The following is a 22,316-nucleotide window of genomic DNA, read 5'->3' on the forward strand; positions in this document are numbered from 1 at the left end:
CGAGCGGACCGTCTGGACCGCGGGGACGTGGGGACCGCCTGGACCGCGGGACGGTGGGGACCGCCCCGCCTCAGTCCAGCGGCTCGCGGCGTCGCAGCCACTGCTCGGGCACCCCGTCGACCCCGGTGGCCGCGCCGACGACGCCGCCGGTGATGGCACAGGTCGTGTCGACGTCGCCGAGGCCCTCGGCCGTCGCCCAGAGCGCCGCCTCCAGGTCGTCCGGGTGCCGGGCCGCCGTCCACAGGGCGAACGGCACCGTGTCGTCGGCGCGGATCCGCTGCCCGTTGCCCAGCAGATCGGCCGCCTTCCACGGTTCGGTGGCGAAGGGTACGTCCACGGCCCGGCGCAGCCCGTCCCGTACGAGCCCTTCCGGGGTCCGGTCGGCGACCGCGGCCAGGGTGAGCTCACCGCGGACGGAGAGCGCCGCCGCGACCGCGACCGCCACCGCGCCCGCGCTCCCCTCCGGGTGTGCGTGGGTGACGGCCGCCTGCAGCGCGGCCTGCCCGGCGGTGAGTTCGAGGTCCTGGTGGAAGCGGGCGCCGAGCGGTGCGACCCGCATCGCGGCCCCGTTCCCGAGGCTGCCGCCCTCGAAGAGTTCGGGGGCCAGGGTGCGCCAGTCGGCCGGTGAGGCCAGCAGTTCGGGCAGCAGGATGTGCATGCCGTGGCCGTAGCCGCGGGCCGGGTCCGCCTCGAAGGCGAGGGCGAAGCAGAGCGCGAGACGGTCCTGCTCGACCCGGCCGTGCTCGTCGAGGACGCGCAGCAGGGCACGGGCGAGGGCGGTGTCGTCGGTCCAGTGCCAGACCGGCTCCTCGGGGGTGCGGCGCGCCTTGATCTCGTCGAACGCCCGGCGGGGCTCACGGAAGAGCGGGAACCATCGCTCGCCGAACGCATCGCCCAGGGACAGCCCTTCGAGGCTTCGGCGGGCAGCCGCGGGTCCTGCGGCGAGGGGCGGGGTCGGGATCGGGGTCGTCATACCCGCCATACTCCCCGCGCCGGCCGACGGCGTACATCCGTTGCGGACCGCGAAGGCGCCGCTTCCCTCACTCTCCCGGTGCGCCCTGCGCGATGGCCTCCTCGACCTCGGCGACCCTGGCCTCTTCCTCCGCCGCGAAACGGTCGCGGTCGAGCTGTTCGGCCATCTCCTCGTCCTGGGCCATGAGCAGGTCCAGGTTGGAGTCGCCGAGTTCGAAGACGCCCATGTCGACGTAGGCCTTCTGGAGCCGTTCGCCCCACAGGCCGATGTCCTTGACGCACGGCACTATCCGGCTGAACAGCAGCTTGCGGAAGAGCTGGAGGAACTCCGAGTGCTCGGAGAGGCCCTTGGCCTCCTGCTTGCCGATGCCGAAGTTCTCCAGCACCTCGACTCCGCTGAGCCGGTCCCGCATCAGGTAGCAGCCCTCGATGACGAACTCCTCGCGCTCGCGCAGTTCAGCGTCGCTCAGCTGCTTGTAGTAGTCGCGCAACGCCATCCGCCCGAACGCGACGTGCCGGGCCTCGTCCTGCATGACGTACGCGAGGATCTGCTTGGGCAGCGGTTTGGTCGTCGTGTCGCGGATCATGCCGAACGCGGCCAGCGCGAGCCCCTCTATGAGAACCTGCATGCCGAGGTAGGGCATGTCCCAGCGGGAGTCGCGCAGGGTGTCGCCGAGCAGCCCCTGGAGGTTGTCGTTGATCGGGTAGAGCATCCCGACCTTCTCGTGCAGGAACCGGCCGTATATCTCCGCGTGCCGGGCCTCGTCCATGGTCTGGGTCGCGGAGTAGAACTTCGCGTCCAGGTCGGGAACGGACTCCACGATCCTGGCCGCGCAGACCATGGCGCCCTGCTCACCGTGGAGGAACTGGCTGAACTGCCAGGAGGTGTAGTGCTTGCGCAGCTCGCCCCGGTCCTTCTCGGTCATCTTCGCCCAGTGCGGGGTGCCGTACAGGGTGAGGGCCTCGTCAGGGGTGCCGAGCGGGTCGGCGGGGTCGACCTCCAGGGACCAGTCGATGCGCTTGTTGCCGTCCCACTGCTTGTCCTTGCCCTTCTGGTAGAGGGCGAGCAGGCGTTCGCGGCCGTCGTCGTAGTCCCAGCTGAAGCGGGCGGCGCCGGAGGCGGGTACCTGCCACGACGGTGCTTCGGGGGCGGTGGTGTAGAGGTCGTGTGTCGACACGGACGGCTCCTTCGCCTGGCATGTTTCGGCAATTCCCTTGGCGTTTGCTCCAGTTGGCAGGTTCACACGTTGGTAGACGCCGGGTCAACAAGTCGTGCGCAAGGGATTGACGGCCTTACTGACGAGGAGTCTCATAAGAGGTGACCGCCGGTAACCCCATGTGCGAGGTGCCTCCAGCATGACCACAGTGAGCGAACGCGACGTCCAGCTGCTTCGCGACGCACTCGGCCCGCTCCGGGACCGCGAGCAGATCGCCGAGCGACTGCTCGACTCCTCGGCCAAGCACTCCTTCGACCCGGACAAGGAACTCGACTGGGACGCGGCGATCGAGGACGGCAAGTGGTTCTGGCCGCCCGAGCTGGTCTCGCTCTACGACACCCCGCTGTGGCGGAAGATGTCCGAGGAGCAGCGGATGGACCTGTCCCGGCACGAGGCGGCGTCGCTCGCCTCGCTGGGCATCTGGTTCGAGATCATCCTGATGCAGCTGCTGGTCCGGCACATCTACGACCGGCCGGTGACCAGCAATCACGTCCGCTACGCGCTCACCGAGATAGCCGACGAGTGCCGGCACTCGATGATGTTCGGCCGCATGATCAAGTGGGGCGGGTCGCCCGACTATCCCGTGCCGCGCGTCTATCACAACCTCGCACGGGTACTGAAGACCATCTCCACCACCCCCGGTTCGTTCGCCGCGACCCTGCTCGGCGAGGAGATCCTCGACTGGATGCAGCGGCTGACCTTCCCTGACGAGCGCGTCCAGACGCTGGTGCGGGGCGTGACCCGCATCCATGTGGTCGAGGAGGCGCGGCACGTCCGCTACGCCCGCGAGGAGCTGCGCCGCCAGATGGTGACCGCCCCGCGCTGGGAGCGCGAACTGACCCGGCTGAGCTGCGGCGAGGCGGCCCGCGTCTTCTCCGTCTGCTTCGTCAACCCGCAGGTGTACGAGAACGTCGGCCTGGACCGCCACGAGGCCGTCGCCCAGGTGAAGGCGAGCGGCCACCGGGCGGAGGTCATGCAGTCGGGCGCGAAGCGGCTGACGGACTTCTTCGACGACATCGGGGTGCTGAACGGGGTGGGACGCCGGCTGTGGAAGCGCTCCGGCCTGCTGGCCTGAGCCGGCCGCCCCGCGGTGCGACTCGCTTAGGCTTCGACGTATGACCTCTGCTGCCGCCTCCGCGCCGCCGACCCGCGCGTACCGAAGGCTCGGCGTCGAGGAGCGCCGCGCCCAGCTCCTCGGTGCGGCCCTCACCCTCTTCGCCCACCGGGCCCCCGACGAGGTCTCGCTCGACGAGGTCGCGACCGTCGCCGGGGTGTCCCGCCCCCTCGTCTACCGCTACTTCCCCGGCGGACGGCAGCAGTTGTACGAGGCGGCGCTGAGGTCCGCCGCCGAGCAGCTGATCCTGTGCTTCGGCGAACCGCCCGCGGGACCACCCACCGAGCGGGTCACGCGGGTGCTCGACCGCTATCTCGCCTTCGTCGACGAGCACGACACCGGTTTCAGCGCGCTGCTGCGCGGCGGTTGCGTCGTCGAGACCTCCCGTACGTCGGCGATCGTCGACGAGGTGCGTCGGGCGGCGGCCGAGCAGATCCTGCTGCACCTGGGCAGCGGCGAGGCGGCCGGCCCGAGGCTGCGGATGATGGTGCGCACCTGGATCGCGGCCGTCGAGGCGGCGTCCCTGATCTGGCTGGACGAAGGGAAGCAGCCCGCCGCGGCCGAGCTGCGCGACTGGCTGGTCGACCAGTTGATCGTGCTGCTGGCCGCCACGGCGGCGACGGATCCGGAGACCGCGTCGGCGGTGGCGGCGCTGCTGCCGCTGGAGACCGCCGCGGGTCCGGCCGGACGGCTGGCACAGCTGCTGGTCCCGGTGCTCGACGAGGCGGCCCATCTGCTGCCCCAGAACGGCTGATCGGTCAGACTGGGACGGTGAGAAGCGAGAACACCGCCTTCACCGGCGGGCCCCTGGACGGGCGGGTACTGCCCGTCCTCGTCGGCCCGACCGGCCATCCGCCCAAGTGGTACACGGTCCCGGTACCGGCCGCCGACGGCGGTCCCGCGACCGTGTACGCGTACCGCAGGGTGCCGGCCGGCCACTCCAAGCGGCTGGGCCTCCCGCGCGGCTGGGTGTACGAGTACGCTCCCGGAGGCCGCGAGCGGCACCGCCCCAAGTGGCCCTGGTCGAAGCCGGACTGAGGGTACGGGGCCCGATGGAGCGAGGGGCGGTCGGTCTAAGATCGACGCTCTGGTGCCCAGGCACGGTCAGCGAGGGGGTGCGCCATGGAGGCGCTGCGTCAGGACGATCCACGCCGCTTCGGCCCGTACACCGTGCTGGCGCGGTTGCGCGGGACCGCGAGCAGTGTGCAGTACCTCGCGCGCGACACGGCCGCCGAGGACGCGGTGGTGATCACCGCCGCCCGCCCCGAACTCGCCGCGCTGCCCGCGTTCCGGCGCCGTTTCCAGGCGGAGGCCCGCACCGCGGACCGGCTGACCGGAGGCTGGGTCCAGCCCCAGCTGGGCGGCCCGGACGACGCCCCGGACGAAGAGCTGCTGTGGACGGCGGGCCCGTACGTACCCGCGCTGACGCTCTCCGAGGCCATCGACGCCACCGGACCCCTTCCCGAGCGCGCCGTGCGGATACTGGGCGCGGGCCTCGCCGAGACCCTCTCCCGGGTGCACGCCACCGGAGCCGTGCTCCAGGGTCTGGCTCCCCGGACGGTACTGCTGGCCGAGGACGGGCCGCGGCTCACCGCGTTCGGCCCGCTGGGCGCCGCTGCCGCCGCGGAGGCCCGGCCCGGCGGGCAGCTGTCCGTACGGCTCGGCTATCTCACCCCGGAGCAGGTCGAGGGCGAGGAGCCCGGACCGGCTTCGGATCTCTTCGTGCTGGGCCTGCTGCTGGCGTACGCGGCGACCGGCACGACCCCGCTCGCCGACGGCCCGGCCGCCGAGGGCGCCGAGCGGATCGCCCGTACCGCCCCCGAACTCGGCGCGGTCCCGGAGGAATTGCGCGACCTGATCGCCCGCTGTCTGGAGAAGGACCCGGCCGACCGGCCGAGCGCCGGGACGGTGGCGGCCGAGCTGGCCCTGGAGGGAGCGGCGGGCCTGGCGAAGGGCGGCTGGCTGCCGGAGCGGTTGGCCGCCGCAGTGGCGGAGCAGGGGGCGCGCGCACGGGAGACGGTCACGGCCGGTGCGCCGGTGAACGCGGTGGCCGGTGCGCCGGCCGACGCGGTGGTACCCGTCCCCGCTCCGGCCCCCGTCCCGGCCCCGGACACACAGACCGCTCAGCTCGGGGACATCGGGCGCCATGTTCCGAGGACCGACCGGCCGACGACTCAGCTGTCCGTCCCGCCCGAACTCACCGGCCGCCCCGCCGCCCCCGCTCCGGCCCTCCCCGCCGGACCCACCCCTGCTCTGCCCGGCGGGGTGCCCGCCGTACCTCCGCCCATGGTCCCGGTGGCCCCCCGCCCGCTGCCGATCCCCACGAATCGCGCCGCCGCCCCCTCCCCCGCCGTGGACCGGCGCGGTCTGCTGATCGGCCTCGCCGCCGGGGCCGCGGGGCTGGTCGTCGGTGGCGGCGGTGTGCTCGCGCTGGGCGGTGGCGGAGGGGACACGGACGACCCCAAGCCCGCGCCGAGCCACAGCGGCCCCACCGTCGCGGGGCTGCCGCCGCAACCCCGCTGGGTGTACACGCACCCGGTGGCGGAACCGGCACCGCTCACCGCCGCCGTCTGGAACGAGCGGCTGCTGGTGCTCACCGGCAAGAACGGCGCGACCGCCGTGGACCTGAGCACCGGACGCCGGGTCTGGCAGAACACAGACGCCGCCGACGGAGAGCCCGCCCTCCCCGCCGGCCAGGACCTCTGCTTCGTGGCCGCCCCCTCCGGGTTCCTCTGGCTGTCGCCGAAGGACGGAAAGACCGTGCACCGGGCGGATCACGCGGACCTGTCCGCCGAGACGCCGAAGCTCTCGGCTCCGGAGTTCGTCGGCTCGTCCGGGCCGGTGATCTGGTTCACCGGGTCCGAGAAGGCCACCGTCAAGGCGCCGCCGCCGAAGAAGGGCAAGAAGCGCGGCAAGGACAAGCAGGTCGTCAGGGCCTATCTCTTCGCGTACGACATCGTGCGGCGCGAGCAGCTGTGGCGCACCCCCGTACCCGCCGGACGCGGCCCCGCCACCCCCGTCCACCGGCTGATCGCGGTCCGGCAGAACGACCTGGTCGTACGTCAGAGCCCGGCCACGCTCGCCCCCGGCGACGTCAGGGCCGCCAAGGGCAAGGCCGTCTTCCGGAGCTTCGACCGCAAGACCGGCAAGGCGCTGTGGAGCAAGCAGTTCGGCACGGTCGCCCCGGACGCGGCGGCCATGGGCGACGACCGGGGCCTGCTGTACGCGGCGGTGGGCGACGACCTCCAGGCGTTCGAGACCCCGGCAGGCAAGCCGAAGTGGACGCTGAACGGCAGCGGCGGGACCCCGTACGGCACCCCCGTAGCCACCGGGACCGTGCTGCACACCACCAACCGCAACCAGGAAGTGGGCGCGGTCGAGCGGGAGACCGGGCGACTGCGCTGGCGGCGCTCGACGGAAGCGGCGATCGGCACCACCGCCCCCGCCGTCACCCTCAGCACGACCGGCCGCACCCTGCTGGCCGCGGACGGCTCCCAGGTCACCGCGTTCGCCGCCGAGGACGGGCGGCGACTGTGGAAGTTCCAGGACATCGGCGCCCAGGACTCGAAGGGTCCCACGGTCACCGCTCCGTACCGGGTACTGGCGGCCGGCCGCACGGCCGTCGTACAACGTGACCGGATCTTCTACGCGTTCCCGGTCGCCTAGAGACCGGTCGGCGTCGCGCAGCGAGCGGTCGGCACCGCCTGGAGTCCGGCCGAAGCCCGCCCACGGCCTTCCGGGCGAACCCGCCTGCCGCCACACCGTGCGGTTCTTGCATCTCCGGACACCGGGTGACCGTATTGACGCGTTGCGCCCACTTATGGGGTATTGCCATGATCGCCCCGTCACCGGAGGTGATGTTGTGTCAGGCGGAGTCTTGCGTCCGGTCTGCACCGCCGCCCTGGCCGCGCTCGTCGTGACCTCGCCGGCGGCCGCCGCGCCCGTGCCGCCCGCTGCGGGGTCCACGCCCACGGGTACGAACAGGAGCGTCGCCCAACTCCTGTCCGAGCTGCGGCAGCTGTACCAGCAGGCCGAGGAGGCCACCGAGACGTACAACGGGACCGCCGCCGAGCTGAAGAAGCGCGCGGCACAGGCGAAGAAGCTCGACATCGCTCTCGTCGCCGCCCGGACCGCGCTGGCCGACAGCCGCGACGAGGCGGGGCGGCTGGCCCGGGAGCAGTACCAGGGCCGGTCCGACTTCTCCGCGTACATGCGGCTCCTGCTGTCCCGGGACCCCGAACACCTCCTGGACCAGGAGCATGTGATCCGGCGCGCGGCGGCCGGGCGGGCGGCGACGGTGCAGCGGCTCACCGGCGCCGAGAAGCACGCCGACGAGCTGGCGACCGAGTCCCGCAAGGTCCTCGACCGGCAGCAGGTGCTGGCCGCGAAGCAGAAGAAGCAGCGGGACACGGTCCGGTCGGGGCTGAAGGCCGTCGAGTCGATGCTGGCCAAGCTCTCCAGCCCCCAGCTCACCGAGCTGTCCCGGCTCGAACAGCGGGACACGGAGAAGGCCCAGGGCGCCCTGGTCGCCTCGGGGGCGCTGTCCTCGACACGGCCGCCGTCCGAGGCGGGCGGCGAGGCGGTGAAGTACGCGATCGACCAGGTCGGCAAGCCGTACGTGTGGGGCGCGGAGGGGCCGGACTCCTTCGACTGCTCGGGGCTCACCTCGCAGGCCTGGGCGAAGGCGGGCCGGGTCATTCCGCGGACGTCGCAGGAACAGTGGCGGCAGCTGCGGAAGGTGCCGACGAACGCGCTGCGCCCGGGTGACCTGGTGATCTACTTCCCGAAGGCCACGCATGTGGCTATGTACATCGGCAACGGTCTGGTGGTGCAGGCACCCCGGCCGGGCTCACGGGTGAAGGTCTCGCCGGTGGCGTCGAATCCGCTGCTCGGCGCCGTACGACCCGACCCGCAGAGCGCGCCGCTGTCCACGTACCGGCCGCCGAGGCTCCCGCAGGGGGCTTCCTCCGGCTCGGATGCGGGGTACGGCTCGTCGTCGGCCCCCTCGGGCTCCGGGCAGTAGGCGGCGCGGAGCGGGAACAACAGCAGGGCCGGGTCCGGTCGGATGTCCGACAGGTCCCGGCCCTGCTGTCGTCGGTCAGGCGGTCTGCGCCGCCCCCGAGACCTCGGCGAGGTACGCGTTGGTCTTCTCCGGGTCGAAGAAGAAGTTGTCGAAGTCCGCCGGGTTGTTGAAGCCGTTGGCGAAGCGGTTGGCGACCGGCTGGAGCTGGCCGGCGGCGCCGATCAGGTTCAGTACGTGCTCCGGCGGTACGCCGAGCATCGCGTTGGTCCACTTCACGACGTGCTGCGCGGTGTCCCAGTAACGGTCGAACGTGGCCTGCATCCACTCCGCGTCGAACTCCCGGTCGCCGTGCTCGATGATCGAGTCCAGGTAGGCGTTGGCGCACTTGGAGGCCGAGTTGGAGCCCTGGCCGGTGATCGGGTCGTTGGCGACGACGACATCCGCGACGCCGAGCACCAGACCGCCGCCGGGCAGCCGGCCGATCGGCTTGCGGACGGTCGGAGCGTAGCGGCCCGCCAGGGTGCCGTTGGCGTCGGTCAGTTCGACCTTGGTGGCGCGGGCGTACTCCCACGGCGTGAACCGCTCCATGAGCTCCAGCGTCTTCGCCAGGTGCTCGGAGGGGTCCTTGATGCCCTGGAACACGTCGAGCGGGCCGCCCGGGACGCCCTCCCAGAACAGGATGTCGGCGCGGCCGGACGTGGTCAGGGTCGGCATCACGAAGAGCTCGCCGACACCGGGCACCAGGTTGCAGCGGACCGCGTCGAAGTCGGGGTGCTCCGGGCGCGGGCCCATGCCGTGGACGTACGCGACGGCCAGGGCGCGCTGCGGGGCGTCGAACGGCGAACGGGAGGCGTCCCGGCCGAACATGGAGACCAGCTCGCCCTTGCCCGCGGAGACCATCACCAGGTCGTAGGTGCGGGAGAAGTAGTCCAGGTCGGAGACGGCTGCGCCGTGGATGACGAGCTGTCCGCCGCGCTGGGCGAAGGTCTCCATCCAGCCGGCCATCTTCACGCGCTGGTCGACGGACTGGGCGATGCCGTCCAGCTTGCCGACCCAGTCGACGGCGCGCGAGGAGTCCGGCGCGGCGACCGAGACACCGAGGCCCTCGATGCGCGGGGCCTGGGACTCCCAGAAGTTGAGCTGGTAGTCACGCTCGTGCTGGAGCGCCGTGTGGAACATGCACTGTGTCGACATGACCCGGCCGGAGCGGATCTCGTCGGCCGTGCGGTTGGACATCAGGGTGACTTCGTACCCGCGGGACTGCAGTCCGAGGGCCAGCTGGAGTCCGGACTGACCGGCTCCGACTATGAGTATCTTCCGCATCGCGGTTCTCCGTTGTGTGTAGCTGGGTCGTGTCGTCGGACGTCGCGCGGCAGCCGGCGGTCCGACGACACGGCCTAGGCCGGGGTGGCATCGAGAGCGTGGCCCACCAGGGCCAGCAGCGACTCGATGACGGTGATCTTGTTGCGCGCGTCCATGATCACAAGAGGCACGTGCGGCGGGACCGTCAGGGCCTCCCGTACGTCCTCGGCCTCGAACCCGGGTGTTCCCTCGAAGTGGTTGACGGCGACGATGTACGGCAGCCCGCAGCTCTCGAAGTAGTCGAGGGCGGGGAAGCAGTCGGCGAGCCGGCGGGTGTCGGCCATCACGACCGCGCCGATCGCGCCGCGCACCAGGTCGTCCCACATGAACCAGAAGCGCTGCTGGCCCGGTGTGCCGAACACGTACAGCACGAGGTCGTCGTCGAGCGTGATCCGGCCGAAGTCCATCGCGACGGTCGTGGTGACCTTGTCGGGCGTCGCGGAGAGATCATCGGTCTCCTCGCTGGCCTGGGTCATCATCGCTTCGGTCTTCAGCGGGGTGATCTCGGAGACCGACCCGACGAAGGTCGTCTTGCCCACGCCGAACCCGCCCGCGACCACGATCTTCGTGGCGATGGGGGCCCTGGTGTGGTCCAACTGCCAGGCCTGGAGCGATTCCTCGGCCTGGTCCCTGGCGCCCGGCTGCCGCGGGGCGAAGAGCGGCGACTCAGAGACGGCGGAGTCCATTGAGCACCCTTTCGAGCAGTGCGCGGTCGGGCTGGCCGGTGCCGTGACCGGTCCCGTACACGCGGATCTTTCCCTGGTCGGCCAAGTCGCTGAGCAGCACCCGGACCACGCCGAGCGGCATCTTCAACAGGGCCGAGATCTCGGCGACCGTACGCATCCGGCGGCAGATTTCGACGATGGCCTGGAGCTCCGGCATGACGCGGCCGGCCAGGTTGCCGTTGGTCAGCTCCCGGCGCTCCTCGGGCGCTTCGAGCGCGGCGACGAACGTCTCGACGAGCAGGACGTGGCCGAAGCGGGTGCGTCCGCCGGTGAGCGAGTACGGGCGGACCCGTGCGGGCCTTCGGTCGGACCCGCGGACGGGGAGCCTGCGGGCGGGTTCAGCAGCGGGCTTCACTGGGTGCTCTCCATCGATTTGCGCAGTTCACTGCGGAGTTCGGGGGTGAGTACATGTCCGGCCCGGCCGACGAAGAGCGCCATGTGGTAGGCGATGACGCTCATGTCGCAGTCCGGGGTGGCGTGCACACCGAGCAGCGAGCCGTCGCTGATCGACATGACGAAGACGCTGCCTTCGTCCATGGCGACCATCGTCTGCTTGACGCCGCCGCCGTCCATCAGTTTGGCGGCGCCGATGGTGAGGCTGCCGATGCCGGAAACAATGGTCGCCAGGTCGGCGCTGGAGCCCTTGGGGCCGTCCTGCCCGCCGGTGCTCCGGGCGACCAGATGGCCGGGGTCGGAGGAGAGCAGCATCAGTCCGTCGGACGAGACGACGGTGACCGAGTGGACCCCTGGCACCTCCTCCACCAGATTGCTCAGCAACCAGTGAAGGTTACGGGCCTCGGTACTCAGCCCGAATGTGCTGGGCGCAGTCAACTGCGTGCCTCCTCGACTGTGTCCCCCGTCTCATCCGTCTGATCGGTACGTACGGGGTGTCCACCTGGTCCGGTGGCTCCCGGGAGGGACTGCGTGGTCGTGATCTCGGCGATCTCCGCCTCGACGTCCCGGCGGCCGTCCTTCGCGCCCTGGTGGAAGCCGCCGAGCCGACGGCGCAGCGCCTCCTTGTCCAGACTGCCCTTGCGCTCGGTGGTGGGTGCAGCGGTGGGCTTCACGACCTTGGGGGTGCGCTTGGGCAGCCCCTTGTCCGTGATGCGTTCGGCCTGCTGCGGCTGCGACTGCTGTTCCGGCTGCCGGGGGCCGGGCAGTGCGTCGGCCACGGGTGTGGGGGCCGGGGCAGGAGCGGGGGCCGGGGCGGCGGGGTACGGCTCCGGGGTCTCGTCCGCGACGTGCTCATGGCGGTCGGGGCCGATGGCGTACGGGTCGGGCGCCCTGATCTCGGGTGTGTCCGCGAACTCCGGCACCACCGGGAGCCGGACCTGCATCGTGACCTCGGACTCCGCCTCGACCGGAAGCTCCGTCGCGGCCGGGGCCTCCGTCCGGGCCGGGGCGGGCCCTGGGGTGGCGGCGGGCGCAGGGGTGGCGGCGGGTGCCGGCTCGGCGCCCGCCTCGCGGATCGTCTGCTCGGCGGCGGCGATCAGCGGGTCCCCGGGCAGGCCGAGCGTACGGCCCGGCAGTGCGTTGGAGTTGACCTCGGCGACCGATCCCGGCAGGTTCAGCGCGGGCGCCTCCCCGGGGACCTGCACCGGCGGCGGGGTGGCGGCCGGGGGCGCCTTCGGCAGCAGGGCCTGGGGCAGGACGACGACCGCGGTGACCCCGCTGCCCTTGTGGTCGCGCAGCTGGACCCGTACGCCGTGGCGCGCGGCCAGCAGGGAGGTGACCTGGAGGCCGAGACCGGCCCCGGACGCCCCCTTGTCGTCCGGCTCGCCCGAATCGAACAGAGTGGGGTCGCCCAGCCGGGTGTTGAGCTCGCCCATCCGCACGGGCGACATCCCGATGCCCTCGTCCTGCACGGAGAGCATCACCTCGCCGCTCTCCAGCAGCCAGCCGGAGAGCTGGACGTGGGAGTCCGGCGGCGAGAAGGAGGTCGCGTTCTCCAGGAGTTCGGCGACGAGGTGGCTGAGGTCGTCGGCGGCGAAGCCGGCGATCTGGGCGTGCGGCGGCAGGGACTGGATGGTGACCCGCTCGTACCGCTCGATCTCCGACACGGCCGCGCGCAACACGTCGACCAGCGGGATCGGTCCCGCGTGCCCGTGGCCGTGCTCGGCGCCCGCGAGGACCAGCATGTTCTCGCTGTGCCTGCGCATGACGGTGGCCATGTGGTCGAGCTTGAAGAGGGTGGCGAGCCGCTCCGGGTCGTGCTCCCGCTCCTCCAGGCTCTCGATGACCCCGAGCTGGCGCTCGACGAGGCCGAGGGTGCGCAGCGAGAGGTTGACGAAGGTGTGGTGGACCGTGTCCCTCAGCCGCTCCAGCTGGGCGGTGAGGTCGGAGGCCAGGACCTGGAGCTCGGCGCGCTGGACGGTGAGGGCCTCGCGCCCGGCGATCAGCTCGCCGCGCTCGGTCTGCAGGCTCTCGAAGCGGCCGTTGAACTCGTGGAGGAGCCCCTGGAGCTTGCCGTGCAGGCTGTTGAGGGACCGTACGACCTGGGCGAACTCGTCGTTGCGACCGGTGTAGCGGATCGGCTCGGCGGTGTCGGGCTCCGAGGCGAGGCGGGCGGCGCCGATCCGCAGGACGGCGAGCGGCTGGGTGAGGGTGCGGGCCACGGCGGTGGAGACGCCGACGGCGATCAGCAGACAGCCGCCGAGCAGCGCGATGCGCAGTTCGAGCGCGGTGACGTCGTCGTCGCGCAACTGCTCCAGGCGCTGGATCTGTTCGGTGCCGAGGGCCGACTCGACGCTCCGCATCCGGTCGATCCGGGCGGAGAGCGCCGCCTCGGCCTTCTTGCTGTTGGTCTGCTGGTCGGAGTCCGACAGCTCGGGGCGGTCGGTGAGGGAGTTGAGGTACTTCTCCGCGCTGTTGACCTCGGGACCGGTGACGGTGGACGACAGCTTGTCGCGGGCGGTGGCGCCCGCGGCCTGGTCGAAGTCGGCGAGCGAGCCGAGTTCGCGGACCCGGGCCTGCTGGGCGGCGGCGCTCAGCTCGTCACGGGTGCGGTCGTCCTTGTCGCTGCCGCTGTCCTGGGGCTGCGTCGGGAGCCCGGTCAGCGGGTCGGTCTGCGGGACCGTGTCCTTGCGGGGCACCGAGAGCGCGGCGATCAGCAGACCGCGGGTGGCGGAGGCCTGCTCGGTGGCCTGCCCGAGGGCGAGCGGGGCGCGGGTGGCCTCGGCCGCGCGCGGCGGGGTCTTCTCGGCGAGTTCGTCGGCGAGGTCGTGGAGCTTGGCGATGACCTCGGAGTAGGCCTGGTGGGCCTCCAGTGCCGTGCCCTTGCCGCTGAGCGCGTCGCGGCGCAGGGAGGGGATGGTGGAGAGGTCGCGGCGCAGTGCCTCCGGGGCCGTGCCCCTGATCTCGTCGACCTGCTGGTCGACGCGGGCGCTCCGGCCGCGGGAGTCGCCCTTGCCGTCCGTCGCGCCGGACTTCCCGTCACGTCCGGCGGCGATCTGGGCGGTGACCTCGTCGCGCTCGTCCGCGAGGGCGTGGGCGAGGGCGAGGGCCTGCTGGTTCAGCTCGGCAAGGCTGACCAGCCGTTGCGATTCGTTCAGTTCGGAGGAGGCGGCGAGGATCGCGGGCGTGCCCGCGGCGATGACGGTGATACCGACGACCGCGACACCGGCGACCAGCCGGCTCCGTACGCGCACGGTGCGCCGGGTGCCCTCGCTCTCGGCAGGTGCCGGTGGCGTCGCCCCGGAACCGCGCTGCTTGCTGCCCTTGCTCCGAGGCCGCTTCTTCTGCACCGGTGCTCGCAATCTTGACTCGTCCGCCCTTGAAGCAGAGGTGACGCACGGTCACATGTAACGAGCGCCCCGACCCCTGGTACGGCTTCCGACCATTCCAGTGCTTTTGAGAGGGGGGCGCGCATCAACCACTCCGCCACCTGAACGAGTGAACAACACTCCAGAGTTGGCGAACAAGTTTGCCCCGGGGGGCCTTCGGCCACACCTGGTCCGTCGGCTGGAACTTCCGCGCAGGCTTTGGCAAGATGCCCGCCCGCACGCCCCACGGAGTCATTCCTTCCGCTCCGGGCACTCGTCTGACCTGCTGGTGCAGGCCAATCCCGGGCGGGTGCAGGGCTCGTGAAGGCGTCGTGCAGACTGGCCGCATGCGCATCGAACTGGCCACCGTCCCCGGCAGCCCGGAACGCCCGAACGAGGACTGGGCCGCCACCGTGCTTCCCGCTTCCGGCCAGGGCGGGGCGCTGATCCTGCTCGACGGAGTGACCCCGCCCCGGGGGGACGACGGTTGTGTGCACTCGGTCCCCTGGTTCACCGCCCGACTGGGCGGCGCCCTGGTCGAACTGTCCGGTTCGCGGCGGGACCTGACTCTTCAGGAGATCCTGGCAGTGTCCATCCGGCGCACCGCCGACACGCACCGCCCCCTGTGTGACCTTTCTCACGTACGCACACCTCAGGCGACGGTCGTCATGGCACGCTGGGACGACCGCGAGGTCGAACACCTGGTGCTCTCCGATTCCGTACTGCTGTTCGAGGCGCACGACGGAAGTGTGCGCCCCCTGCTCGACGACCGGCTCGACCGGCTGCCGCCCGGCTCGCTGAGCACCGAGGCGATCACCGACGCCCGGGTGCGGAACAAGGAGGGCGGCTTCTTCACCGCCGCCGCCGACCCCTCTGTGGCGGCCCGCGCGGTCACCGGGCGCACCCCTCTCGACCAGGTGCGGTCCATCGCCGCACTGACCGACGGGGCGGCCCGCTGGACCGAGATGTTCCACGAGGGCGGCTGGGCGGACTGCCTCGGCGTTCTCCACAAGGAAGGGACTCAGGCGCTGATCGACCGGGTCAGGGCCCTGGAGGACGCGGACACCGGACGCGTGCGTCTGCGCCGCAGCAAGACCCACGACGACGCGACGGCGGTCTACGCGGTGCTGTGACGGCACACCGGGAGGCCGACCCGGCGGGCGTCAGTCCTCGGCTCGGGCGTTCAAGTGGTGCAGCAGCCTGGCCAGTTCGGCCACCTCGGCCCGGTCCCAGTCGTCGAGCTTGCGGACATAGCGCTCACGACGGGCGTCGCGCACACTGCGGTAGCGGGCCAGCCCCTCGACGGTGAGGTGGACGAGGTAGGCCCGGCCGTCGGCCGGATCGGGTTCACGGGCCACCAGTCCGAGGTCTTCCAGGGCGCGCAGTTGACGGCTCATGGTCGCCTTGCCCACCCCGAAGTAGGCTGCGAGATCGGTGGCCCGCTGCTGTCCGGCCGACTCCAGCCGGACGAGAAGTCCGTATGCGGCGGCCTCCAGTTCCGGGTGGACCTCGCGCGCCATCTCTCCCGAGTTGGCACGTGCCCGGCGCAGAAAGACGGCCAACTCCCGTTCCAGGGCAAGGAATGCGTGGTCCACACCACTCCCCCCGGTCGCGCCGGGTTCACTACCGCTTTCGCTCCCGTGCACGTCAACACCCCTCGTGAGCTTTCCTGTCGCTGAAAATTTCTTTCGCCGCTGGTCATCGCCGCAGCTCCGCCAGTATTTCGCAGGCGTAGACCAACGGCAGCGACCAGGCCCCCTTCCGCAGCACGGGTCTACGTGCGTAGCGTCATGCATGGCATGTCCACACCATTACATGTCACAGGGGTGCGCCCGGCGCCCCTGGGATCAGCACGTCCCCCCACCACGTCCTCGGAGGCATTCCCCATGCCGGTGCTCAGATCCACTTCCAAGGCGTCCCGCCGCTCGCGCTTCGCGGCGGCCGGAACCCTGCTCGCAGCCCTCTCCCTCCTGCTCACCCTGCCCGGCGCGGCGAGCGCCGCCGGCACCCATGACCCGGCCGCCGCCAAGAAGCCCGCCCGCGGCACGGCCACGATGGGCATGGGCGTCGTCGCCCACGACGGCCAGGGCGGACTGCCGCGGGACACCCGCGCCGTCCAGACCGAAGGCGTGGACGTCTCCGGCCACCAGGGCAACGTCAACTGGTCGACGCTCTGGAACAGCGGCGTGAAGTGGGCCTACACCAAGGCCACCGAGGGCACGTACTACACGAACGAGTACTTCGCGCAGCAGTACAACGGCTCGTACAACGTCGGCATGATCCGCGGCGCGTACCACTTCGCCACCCCGAACACCACGAGCGGCGCCGTCCAGGCCAACTACTTCGTGGACCACGGGGGCGGCTGGTCGCGGGACGGCAAGACGCTGCCCGGCGTGCTCGACATCGAGTGGAACCCGTACGGCGACCAGTGCTTCGGCAAGACCGCGGCCGGCATGGTCTCCTGGATCCGCGACTTCGTGAACACGTACAAGGCGCGCACCGGACGCGACGCGGTCATCTACACCGCCACCAGCTGGTGGAAGACCTGCACCGGGAACAACGCGGGCTTCGGCGCCACCAACCCGCTGTGGGTGGCCCGCTACGACTCCACGGTCGGCGAGCTCCCGGCCGGCTGGGGCTTCTACACGATATGGCAGTACACCTCGTCCGGCCCCACCGTCGGCGACCACGACCGCTTCAACGGCGCCCTCGACCGCGTCCAGGCCCTCGCCAACGGCTGAGCCCGCCCGCCGCACCGCTTCACCCAGCAGAGCCCCGGTGATCCACCGGGGCTCTTCGCTTTCACCCCTCCGACCAGGGATTTCGCCCTCCGGGGCGGCAGCGGACCCCCTATGCATTCGACGTATACACGCTATGTATAGTCCTTCTCTGCCGCACACCGCGTGCCCTGTTCAGCCACGGAGGAGTGACCCGCCTTGTCCATGAAGACGAAGTCGATCGGTACGGGGTTGGCCGCCGCCCTTGTGACGGCGCTCACCCTGACGCTGAGCGGCTGCTCCATGCAGACCACCGCGCCGGCCTCGGCGCGTGGCGACGCGGGCTCCGACGCCAAGGGTTCCTTCGGCCCGGTGGACTGCCGCAAGGCGAAGTGCATAGCGCTGACCTTCGACGCGGGACCGGGCGAGGACACCCCGCACCTGCTGGACATCCTGAAGGAGAAGAAGGTGCACGCGACCTTCTTCCTGCTGGGCAAGAACCACGTCAAGAAGCACCCCGACACCGTGCGCAGGATCGCCGCCGAGGGGCACGAGGTGGCCAACCACACGTGGACCCACCAGGTCCTGACGGACCGCAAGCCGGCCGAGATACGCGCCGAGCTGGCGAAGACGCAGGACGCGATAGCGGAGATCACCGGCAAGAAGCCGCGCCTCATGCGCCCGCCGCAGGGCCGCACCGACGACACCGTCTCGGACATCAGCAAGGACCTGGGGCTCTCCCAGATCCTGTGGAGCGCCACCGCGAAGGACTACTCCACGACCGACTCGGCGCTGATCAAGAAGCGCATCCTGGACCAGGCGAGCAAGGACGGTGTCATCCTGCTGCACGACATCTACAAGGGCACGGTGCCCGCGGTGCCCGGCATCATCGACGCACTGAAGAAGCAGGGCTACACCTTCGTCACCGTGCCGCAGCTGATGGCTCCCGCCGAGCCGGTCCCCGGGACCATCTACCGCCCCTGAGCCGGCGAGCGGGAGACCCTGGGACGACAGGGCCTGGGCAGCGTGACGCGGAACGGCCCGCCCACCCGTTGCCGGGAAGGCGGGCCGTCCGTACCGGTCGCGTACGCGGTGCCACGTCCGTCACGCCGTGGCGGCTACGCCGCGGCCGGGATCCTCTCCTCGGGCCTGGTCGCGGAGGCCGGGGCCAGGGCGATCTCCAGGACCTGGCGGACATCGGTCACCGGGTGGACCTCCAGCGTGTCCAGGACCTCGGCGGGGACGTCGTCCAGGTCGGCCTCGTTCCGCTTCGGGATCACCACGGTCGTGATCCCGGCGCGGTGTGCGGCCAGCAGCTTCTGCTTCAGGCCGCCGATCGGCAGCACCCGTCCGGTCAGCGAGACCTCACCGGTCATCGCCACGTCCGTGCGGACCAGCCGTCCGGAGAGCAGCGAGGCCAGCGCCGTCGTCATGGTGATACCGGCGCTCGGGCCGTCCTTCGGGACCGCGCCCGCCGGGAAGTGGATGTGCACACCGCGGTCCTTCAGGTCCGCGACCGGCAGTTCCAGCTCCGCGCCGTGCGAGCGCAGGAAGCTCAGCGCGATCTGCGCGGACTCCTTCATGACGTCGCCGAGCTGACCGGTGAGGGTCAGCCCGGACGCCCCGGTCTCCGGGTCGGCCAGCGACGCCTCCACGAACAGCACGTCGCCGCCCGCGCCGGTCACCGCGAGTCCGGTGGCCACACCGGGCACCGAGGTGCGGCGCTCGGCCGGGTCCTGGGCGGACTCGGGGACGTGGTGCGGACGCCCGATCAGACCGCGCAGATCCGCTTCGGTGACCGTGAACGGAAGCTCCCGGTCGCCCAGTTCGTGCTGGGCCGCGACCTTGCGGAGCAGCCGGGCGACGGCCCGCTCCAGGTTCCGTACGCCCGCTTCACGGGTGTACTCGCCGGCCAGCTTGCGCAGCGCGGACTCGTCGAGCGCCACCTCGTCCTTCTCCAGACCGGCCCGCTCCAGCTGGCGCGGGAGCAGGTGGTCCCGGGCGATGACGACCTTCTCGTCCTCGGTGTAGCCGTCGAGCCTGACCAGCTCCATGCGGTCGAGCAGGGCCTCCGGGACGGCTTCGAGCACATTGGCCGTGGCCAGGAAGACGACGTCGCTGAGGTCGAGCTCGACCTCCAGGTAGTGGTCGCGGAAGGTGTGGTTCTGCGCCGGGTCGAGAACTTCGAGGAGGGCGGCGGCCGGGTCGCCCCGGAAGTCGGAGCCGACCTTGTCGATCTCGTCGAGCAGGACGACCGGGTTCATCGAACCGGCCTCCTTGATGGCCCGGACGATACGTCCCGGCAGGGCGCCGACGTACGTACGCCGGTGGCCGCGGATCTCCGCCTCGTCCCGCACACCGCCGAGCGCGACACGGACGAACTTGCGGCCCATGGCGTGCGCGACGGATTCCCCGAGCGAGGTCTTGCCCACGCCCGGGGGTCCCACCAGCGCCAGCACGGCACCGCCGCGCCGCCCGCCGACGACCCCCAGACCGCGGTCGGAGCGCCGCTTGCGGACGGCGAGGTACTCGGTGATGCGCTCCTTCACGTCCTGGAGCCCCGCGTGCTCGGCGTCGAGGATGCGCTGGGCGCCCCGGATGTCGTAGGCGTCCTCGGTCCGCTCGGTCCACGGCAGTTCGAGGACGGTGTCGAGCCAGGTCCTGATCCAGGAGCCCTCGGGGCTCTGGTCGGAGGAGCGCTCCAGCTTGTCGACCTCCTTGAGCGCGGCCTCGCGGACATGCTCGGGAAGGTCGGCGGCCTCGACACGGGCCCGGTAGTCGTCGGACTCGTCTGCGCCGGAACCAGGGCCGCCGTTGAGATCGGAGAGCTCCTTGCGGACGGCTTCGAGCTGGCGCCGCAGCAGGAATTCGCGCTGCTGCTTGTCGACGCCCTCCTGGACGTCCTTGGCGATGGACTCGGCGACGTCCTGCTCGGCGAGGTGTTCACCGAGCCACTGGATGGCGAGCTTCAGCCGGGCGACCGGGTCCGTGGTCTCCAGGAGCTGCACCTTCTGGGCGGTGGTGAGGAAGGGCGAGTAACCGGAATTGTCGGCGAGCGCGGAGATGTCCTCGATCTGCTGGACCCGGTCCACGACCTGCCAGGCGCCGCGCTTCTTCAGCCAGCTGGTGGCGAGCGCCTTGTACTCCTTGACCAGCTCGGCGGCGGCGCCGGGAAGCGGGTCGGGGACGACCGGGTCGACCCGTGTCCCCTCCACCCAGAGCGCTCCACCCGGCCCGCTGGTCCCGGCCCCGATCCGCACCCGGCCCCGGCCGCGGATCAGCGCGCCCGGATCTCCGTCCGAAAGCCGTCCGACCTGCTCGACGGTGCCGATGACACCGGTGCCGGTGTACGTCCCGTCGATCCGCGGCACCAGAAGCACCTCGGGCTTGCCGCCGCCGTCCCGGGCCGCGGCCTGTGCGGCCTCCACGGCGGCACGTACATCGGTGTCGGACAGGTCCAGAGGCACCACCATCCCGGGCAGCACGACCTCGTCGTCGAGCGGCAGCACGGGCAGGGCGAGCGGAGTGACCGCATTGGAATCGATAGCCATGATCTCCCCTTCGGCAGTCAAGTTGAGCTATGCAGACTCAATGCTCCTGAGCGGCCTATTGTTCCCCGGGGAGTGTTCGCTGTGAGCGATCGACCGGTCGCGCTCGCGCCCCGACCCCCGATCGCCGGGCCCCGGCCCCCGGCCCCCGACCCCGTCCGTCGGGACGGATAAATCATTCGGCTCGTCACGGAAATGCGGGCAGAGTGCCCGCATGAACGACGACAGCGGCGGCCGAGGGCTGAACCAGGACGGCACGATCCGGCGGGAGGGCTCGCTGAGCCGGGTGCCCGCGTCGTACGCCCCCGTGGTGGCTGCGGCCCGGTCCCGGATCGCCGGGGCGTTCGACGGCACGCGGCTGCACAGCGCGTACGTCTACGGCAGCATTCCGCGCGGCGCGGCCATTCCCGGTGTCTCCGATCTGGATCTGCTGCTGGCCCTGCGCGGCGCGCCCACGGCCGCCGACGAAGTGACGGCCCGCGCCATGGAGGCCGAGCTGGACGCCTCGTTCGACGTGATCGACGGCGTCGGCATCCTGCTGTCCCGCGCCGAGACCCTCACCAGCGAGCTCGAACGCAACGACCTCGGCTTCTTCGTCGCCTGCCTCTGCACCCCACTGCTGGGCGAGGATCTCGCCGGGCAGCTGCCGCACTATCGTCCGACCCCACTGCTCGCCCGCGAGACCAACGGGGACCTGTATCTCCTGCTCCCCCGCTGGCGGCGAAGGGCCGCCGAAGCCACCACGGACGCCGAACGCCGATATCTGAGCCGGGGCGTCGCCCGCCGTCTCGTCCGGTCCGGCTTCACCCTGGTCATGCCGCGGTGGCACGGCTGGACCAGCGACCTGGCCGAGTCCGCCGAGGTGTTCGCCCGCTACTACCCGGACCACCCGGAGCGGATCGAGCAGATGCGGCTGGCCGCGCACATCGGCCGCAAGCCCTCCGCCGACCCGGCCGTCGTCGCGACACTCATCGACGACCTGGCGCCCTGGCTGGCGGCCGAGTATCTCGCGGTGCACGGCGAGAAGGCACCACGCCCCTGACCACCGCTCCCCCGGCCACACCGGCCCGGCGCAGCAGCGGCCAGCAGGCCACACCGAGCAGCAGTGCCAGCGGATGGCCCCAGTTGGTGAGCGGGTTGTCCAGATCGAGCAGGTCGCGCACCAGCATCGCGCCCACCCCGCCGAGCACCAGCACCCGCACCAGCGGGGTGAGCAGTCCGGTGAGCGCGCCCACGCTCGCCAGCAGCCCGAAGCTGATGCCGTAGTCGAGTCGGTGCAGCGACGACTCCGGCAGATGCCCGGCGACCACGGAGAGACCGACCGGGATCTCCGTGGCGAGCGTCGCCACGACATGACCGAGCAGGAACACCGCGGCGGTCCGCCACCCCCCGATGCGGCGCTCCAGCGCGGTCAGCACGAGAGCGAAGGCGAAGACGTACGGGGAGGTGAGCCCGCCGACGACCCACAGGGCGCTGGCCACCAGGACGAGCAGCGGGGTCTCGCCGAGGTGCGCGACGTCCGTGCTCGATTCGCGCAGCACGGCGGCGACGGTGTCGGGATCGGCGTACTCCATGAAGAGGGACGTGGCGACCAGCACCAGCAGGTACCCGAAGGTGAACGGGGTACCGGTGGGCGTCGGCAGCAGCCGCAGCCATCGGCGGGCCCTGCGGACCGGAGGCGGCGGGGCAGCGGTGTCGCCCGTGCGGCTCTGGCACGGGATGGCGTCGAGCAGCGGAGCCACGAAGGGTTCTTCGCGGACCGCCCTGTCCGTACGCTGATGCACCGCGTGAGGCCCCTTTCCATCACAAGCCCCCCAAAGCAACGCCCTACCTTCTGTGATCATCCCCCGCGCCGTCCATGGCGTGAACCACAAGCG

19 protein-coding genes are annotated in these 22,316 nt (G+C 71.5%); 9 read left to right on the plus strand and 10 right to left on the minus strand.

The features are described 5' to 3' along the window. Window positions 1–70: 70 nt before the first annotated feature. Both OG520_RS12890 and OG520_RS12895 read right to left on the minus strand, forming a co-directional pair. A complete protein-coding gene (locus tag OG520_RS12890; protein ID WP_406013266.1) occupies window positions 71–973 on the minus strand; it encodes an ADP-ribosylglycohydrolase family protein in 903 nt (300 codons plus the stop codon). 67 nt (window positions 974–1,040) lie between these two features. Next, window positions 1,041–2,150 carry a ferritin-like domain-containing protein gene (locus OG520_RS12895; protein ID WP_406013267.1) on the minus strand — a complete coding sequence of 370 codons (1,110 nt, stop codon included), beginning with the start codon at window positions 2,148–2,150 and terminating at the stop codon, window positions 1,041–1,043. Between the two features lie 178 nt (window positions 2,151–2,328). On the opposite strand from OG520_RS12895, the gene OG520_RS12900 reads away from it, so the two are divergent. From OG520_RS12900 to OG520_RS12920, 5 genes are all read left to right on the plus strand, one after another. Next, a complete protein-coding gene (locus OG520_RS12900) occupies window positions 2,329–3,264 on the plus strand; it encodes a diiron oxygenase (RefSeq protein WP_399328961.1) in 936 nt (311 codons plus the stop codon). Window positions 3,265–3,304: 40 nt separating this feature from the next. Next, window positions 3,305–4,057: a TetR/AcrR family transcriptional regulator gene (locus OG520_RS12905; RefSeq protein ID WP_406013268.1), complete on the plus strand. Its 753-nt coding sequence runs from the start codon at window positions 3,305–3,307 to the stop codon at window positions 4,055–4,057. 17 nt (window positions 4,058–4,074) lie between these two features. After that, the gene (locus tag OG520_RS12910; protein ID WP_399328959.1) at window positions 4,075–4,341 is read left to right on the plus strand and encodes a hypothetical protein; all 267 of its coding nucleotides are present in this window, start codon (window positions 4,075–4,077) and stop codon (window positions 4,339–4,341) included. An 84-nt stretch (window positions 4,342–4,425) separates the two neighbouring features. Next, on the plus strand, window positions 4,426–6,969 hold the full coding sequence (locus tag OG520_RS12915; RefSeq protein WP_406013269.1) for a PQQ-binding-like beta-propeller repeat protein: 2,544 nt from the start codon (window positions 4,426–4,428) through the stop codon (window positions 6,967–6,969). Window positions 6,970–7,165: 196 nt separating this feature from the next. After that, on the plus strand, window positions 7,166–8,326 hold the full coding sequence (locus tag OG520_RS12920) for an NlpC/P60 family protein (RefSeq protein ID WP_406013270.1): 1,161 nt from the start codon (window positions 7,166–7,168) through the stop codon (window positions 8,324–8,326). A gap of 75 nt (window positions 8,327–8,401) precedes the next feature. Here the strand turns inward: OG520_RS12920 and OG520_RS12925 are convergent, their stop codons facing one another. The 5 genes from OG520_RS12925 to OG520_RS12945 form a co-directional block, all read right to left on the minus strand. Continuing rightward, a complete protein-coding gene (locus OG520_RS12925; RefSeq protein ID WP_266414355.1) occupies window positions 8,402–9,649 on the minus strand; it encodes a styrene monooxygenase/indole monooxygenase family protein in 1,248 nt (415 codons plus the stop codon). A gap of 74 nt (window positions 9,650–9,723) precedes the next feature. Continuing rightward, window positions 9,724–10,374: a GTP-binding protein gene (locus tag OG520_RS12930; protein WP_399328952.1), complete on the minus strand. Its 651-nt coding sequence runs from the start codon at window positions 10,372–10,374 to the stop codon at window positions 9,724–9,726. Beyond that, window positions 10,355–10,768 (minus strand): DUF742 domain-containing protein, encoded by a 414-nt coding sequence (locus OG520_RS12935; RefSeq protein WP_266414359.1) that lies wholly within the window; start codon window positions 10,766–10,768, stop codon window positions 10,355–10,357. Before OG520_RS12935 ends, OG520_RS12930 begins: the two co-directional genes overlap by 20 nt. Next, window positions 10,765–11,244, minus strand: coding sequence for a roadblock/LC7 domain-containing protein (locus tag OG520_RS12940; RefSeq protein ID WP_266414361.1), 480 nt, complete (start codon window positions 11,242–11,244; stop codon window positions 10,765–10,767). Before OG520_RS12940 ends, OG520_RS12935 begins: the two co-directional genes overlap by 4 nt. Further along, a complete protein-coding gene (locus OG520_RS12945) occupies window positions 11,241–14,156 on the minus strand; it encodes a nitrate- and nitrite sensing domain-containing protein (RefSeq protein WP_406013271.1) in 2,916 nt (971 codons plus the stop codon). Before OG520_RS12945 ends, OG520_RS12940 begins: the two co-directional genes overlap by 4 nt. A gap of 365 nt (window positions 14,157–14,521) precedes the next feature. Here OG520_RS12945 and OG520_RS12950 point away from each other — a divergent pair, with 365 nt between their 5' ends. After that, window positions 14,522–15,307: a hypothetical protein gene (locus tag OG520_RS12950; protein ID WP_406013272.1), complete on the plus strand. Its 786-nt coding sequence runs from the start codon at window positions 14,522–14,524 to the stop codon at window positions 15,305–15,307. A gap of 30 nt (window positions 15,308–15,337) precedes the next feature. Here OG520_RS12950 and OG520_RS12955 read toward each other — a convergent pair whose 3' ends face one another. Then, the gene (locus OG520_RS12955; RefSeq protein ID WP_406013273.1) at window positions 15,338–15,820 is read right to left on the minus strand and encodes a MarR family winged helix-turn-helix transcriptional regulator; all 483 of its coding nucleotides are present in this window, start codon (window positions 15,818–15,820) and stop codon (window positions 15,338–15,340) included. Between the two features lie 240 nt (window positions 15,821–16,060). Here OG520_RS12955 and OG520_RS12960 point away from each other — a divergent pair, with 240 nt between their 5' ends. Continuing rightward, window positions 16,061–16,915 carry a lysozyme gene (locus OG520_RS12960; RefSeq protein ID WP_385329488.1) on the plus strand — a complete coding sequence of 285 codons (855 nt, stop codon included), beginning with the start codon at window positions 16,061–16,063 and terminating at the stop codon, window positions 16,913–16,915. 201 nt (window positions 16,916–17,116) lie between these two features. Then, window positions 17,117–17,875: a polysaccharide deacetylase family protein gene (locus OG520_RS12965; RefSeq protein WP_385329871.1), complete on the plus strand. Its 759-nt coding sequence runs from the start codon at window positions 17,117–17,119 to the stop codon at window positions 17,873–17,875. Between the two features lie 134 nt (window positions 17,876–18,009). On the opposite strand, the gene lon is transcribed toward OG520_RS12965, so the two are convergent. Next, entirely contained in the window at window positions 18,010–20,442 is a 2,433-nt protein-coding gene (gene lon / locus OG520_RS12970) for an endopeptidase La (protein ID WP_399328948.1), read from the minus strand. Window positions 20,443–20,653: 211 nt separating this feature from the next. Between lon and OG520_RS12975 the strand changes: the two genes are divergently transcribed. Continuing rightward, window positions 20,654–21,481: a nucleotidyltransferase gene (locus OG520_RS12975; protein WP_406013274.1), complete on the plus strand. Its 828-nt coding sequence runs from the start codon at window positions 20,654–20,656 to the stop codon at window positions 21,479–21,481. Here the strand turns inward: OG520_RS12975 and OG520_RS12980 are convergent. Then, window positions 21,408–22,223 (minus strand): rhomboid-like protein, encoded by an 816-nt coding sequence (locus OG520_RS12980; RefSeq protein WP_406013275.1) that lies wholly within the window; start codon window positions 22,221–22,223, stop codon window positions 21,408–21,410. The genes OG520_RS12975 and OG520_RS12980 overlap by 74 nt on opposite strands. Window positions 22,224–22,316 lie beyond the last annotated feature (93 nt).

It is taken from the genome of Streptomyces sp. NBC_00984, from assembly GCF_045162475.1.
In the GTDB taxonomy this organism is placed as follows: Bacteria; Actinomycetota; Actinomycetes; order Streptomycetales; family Streptomycetaceae; genus Streptomyces.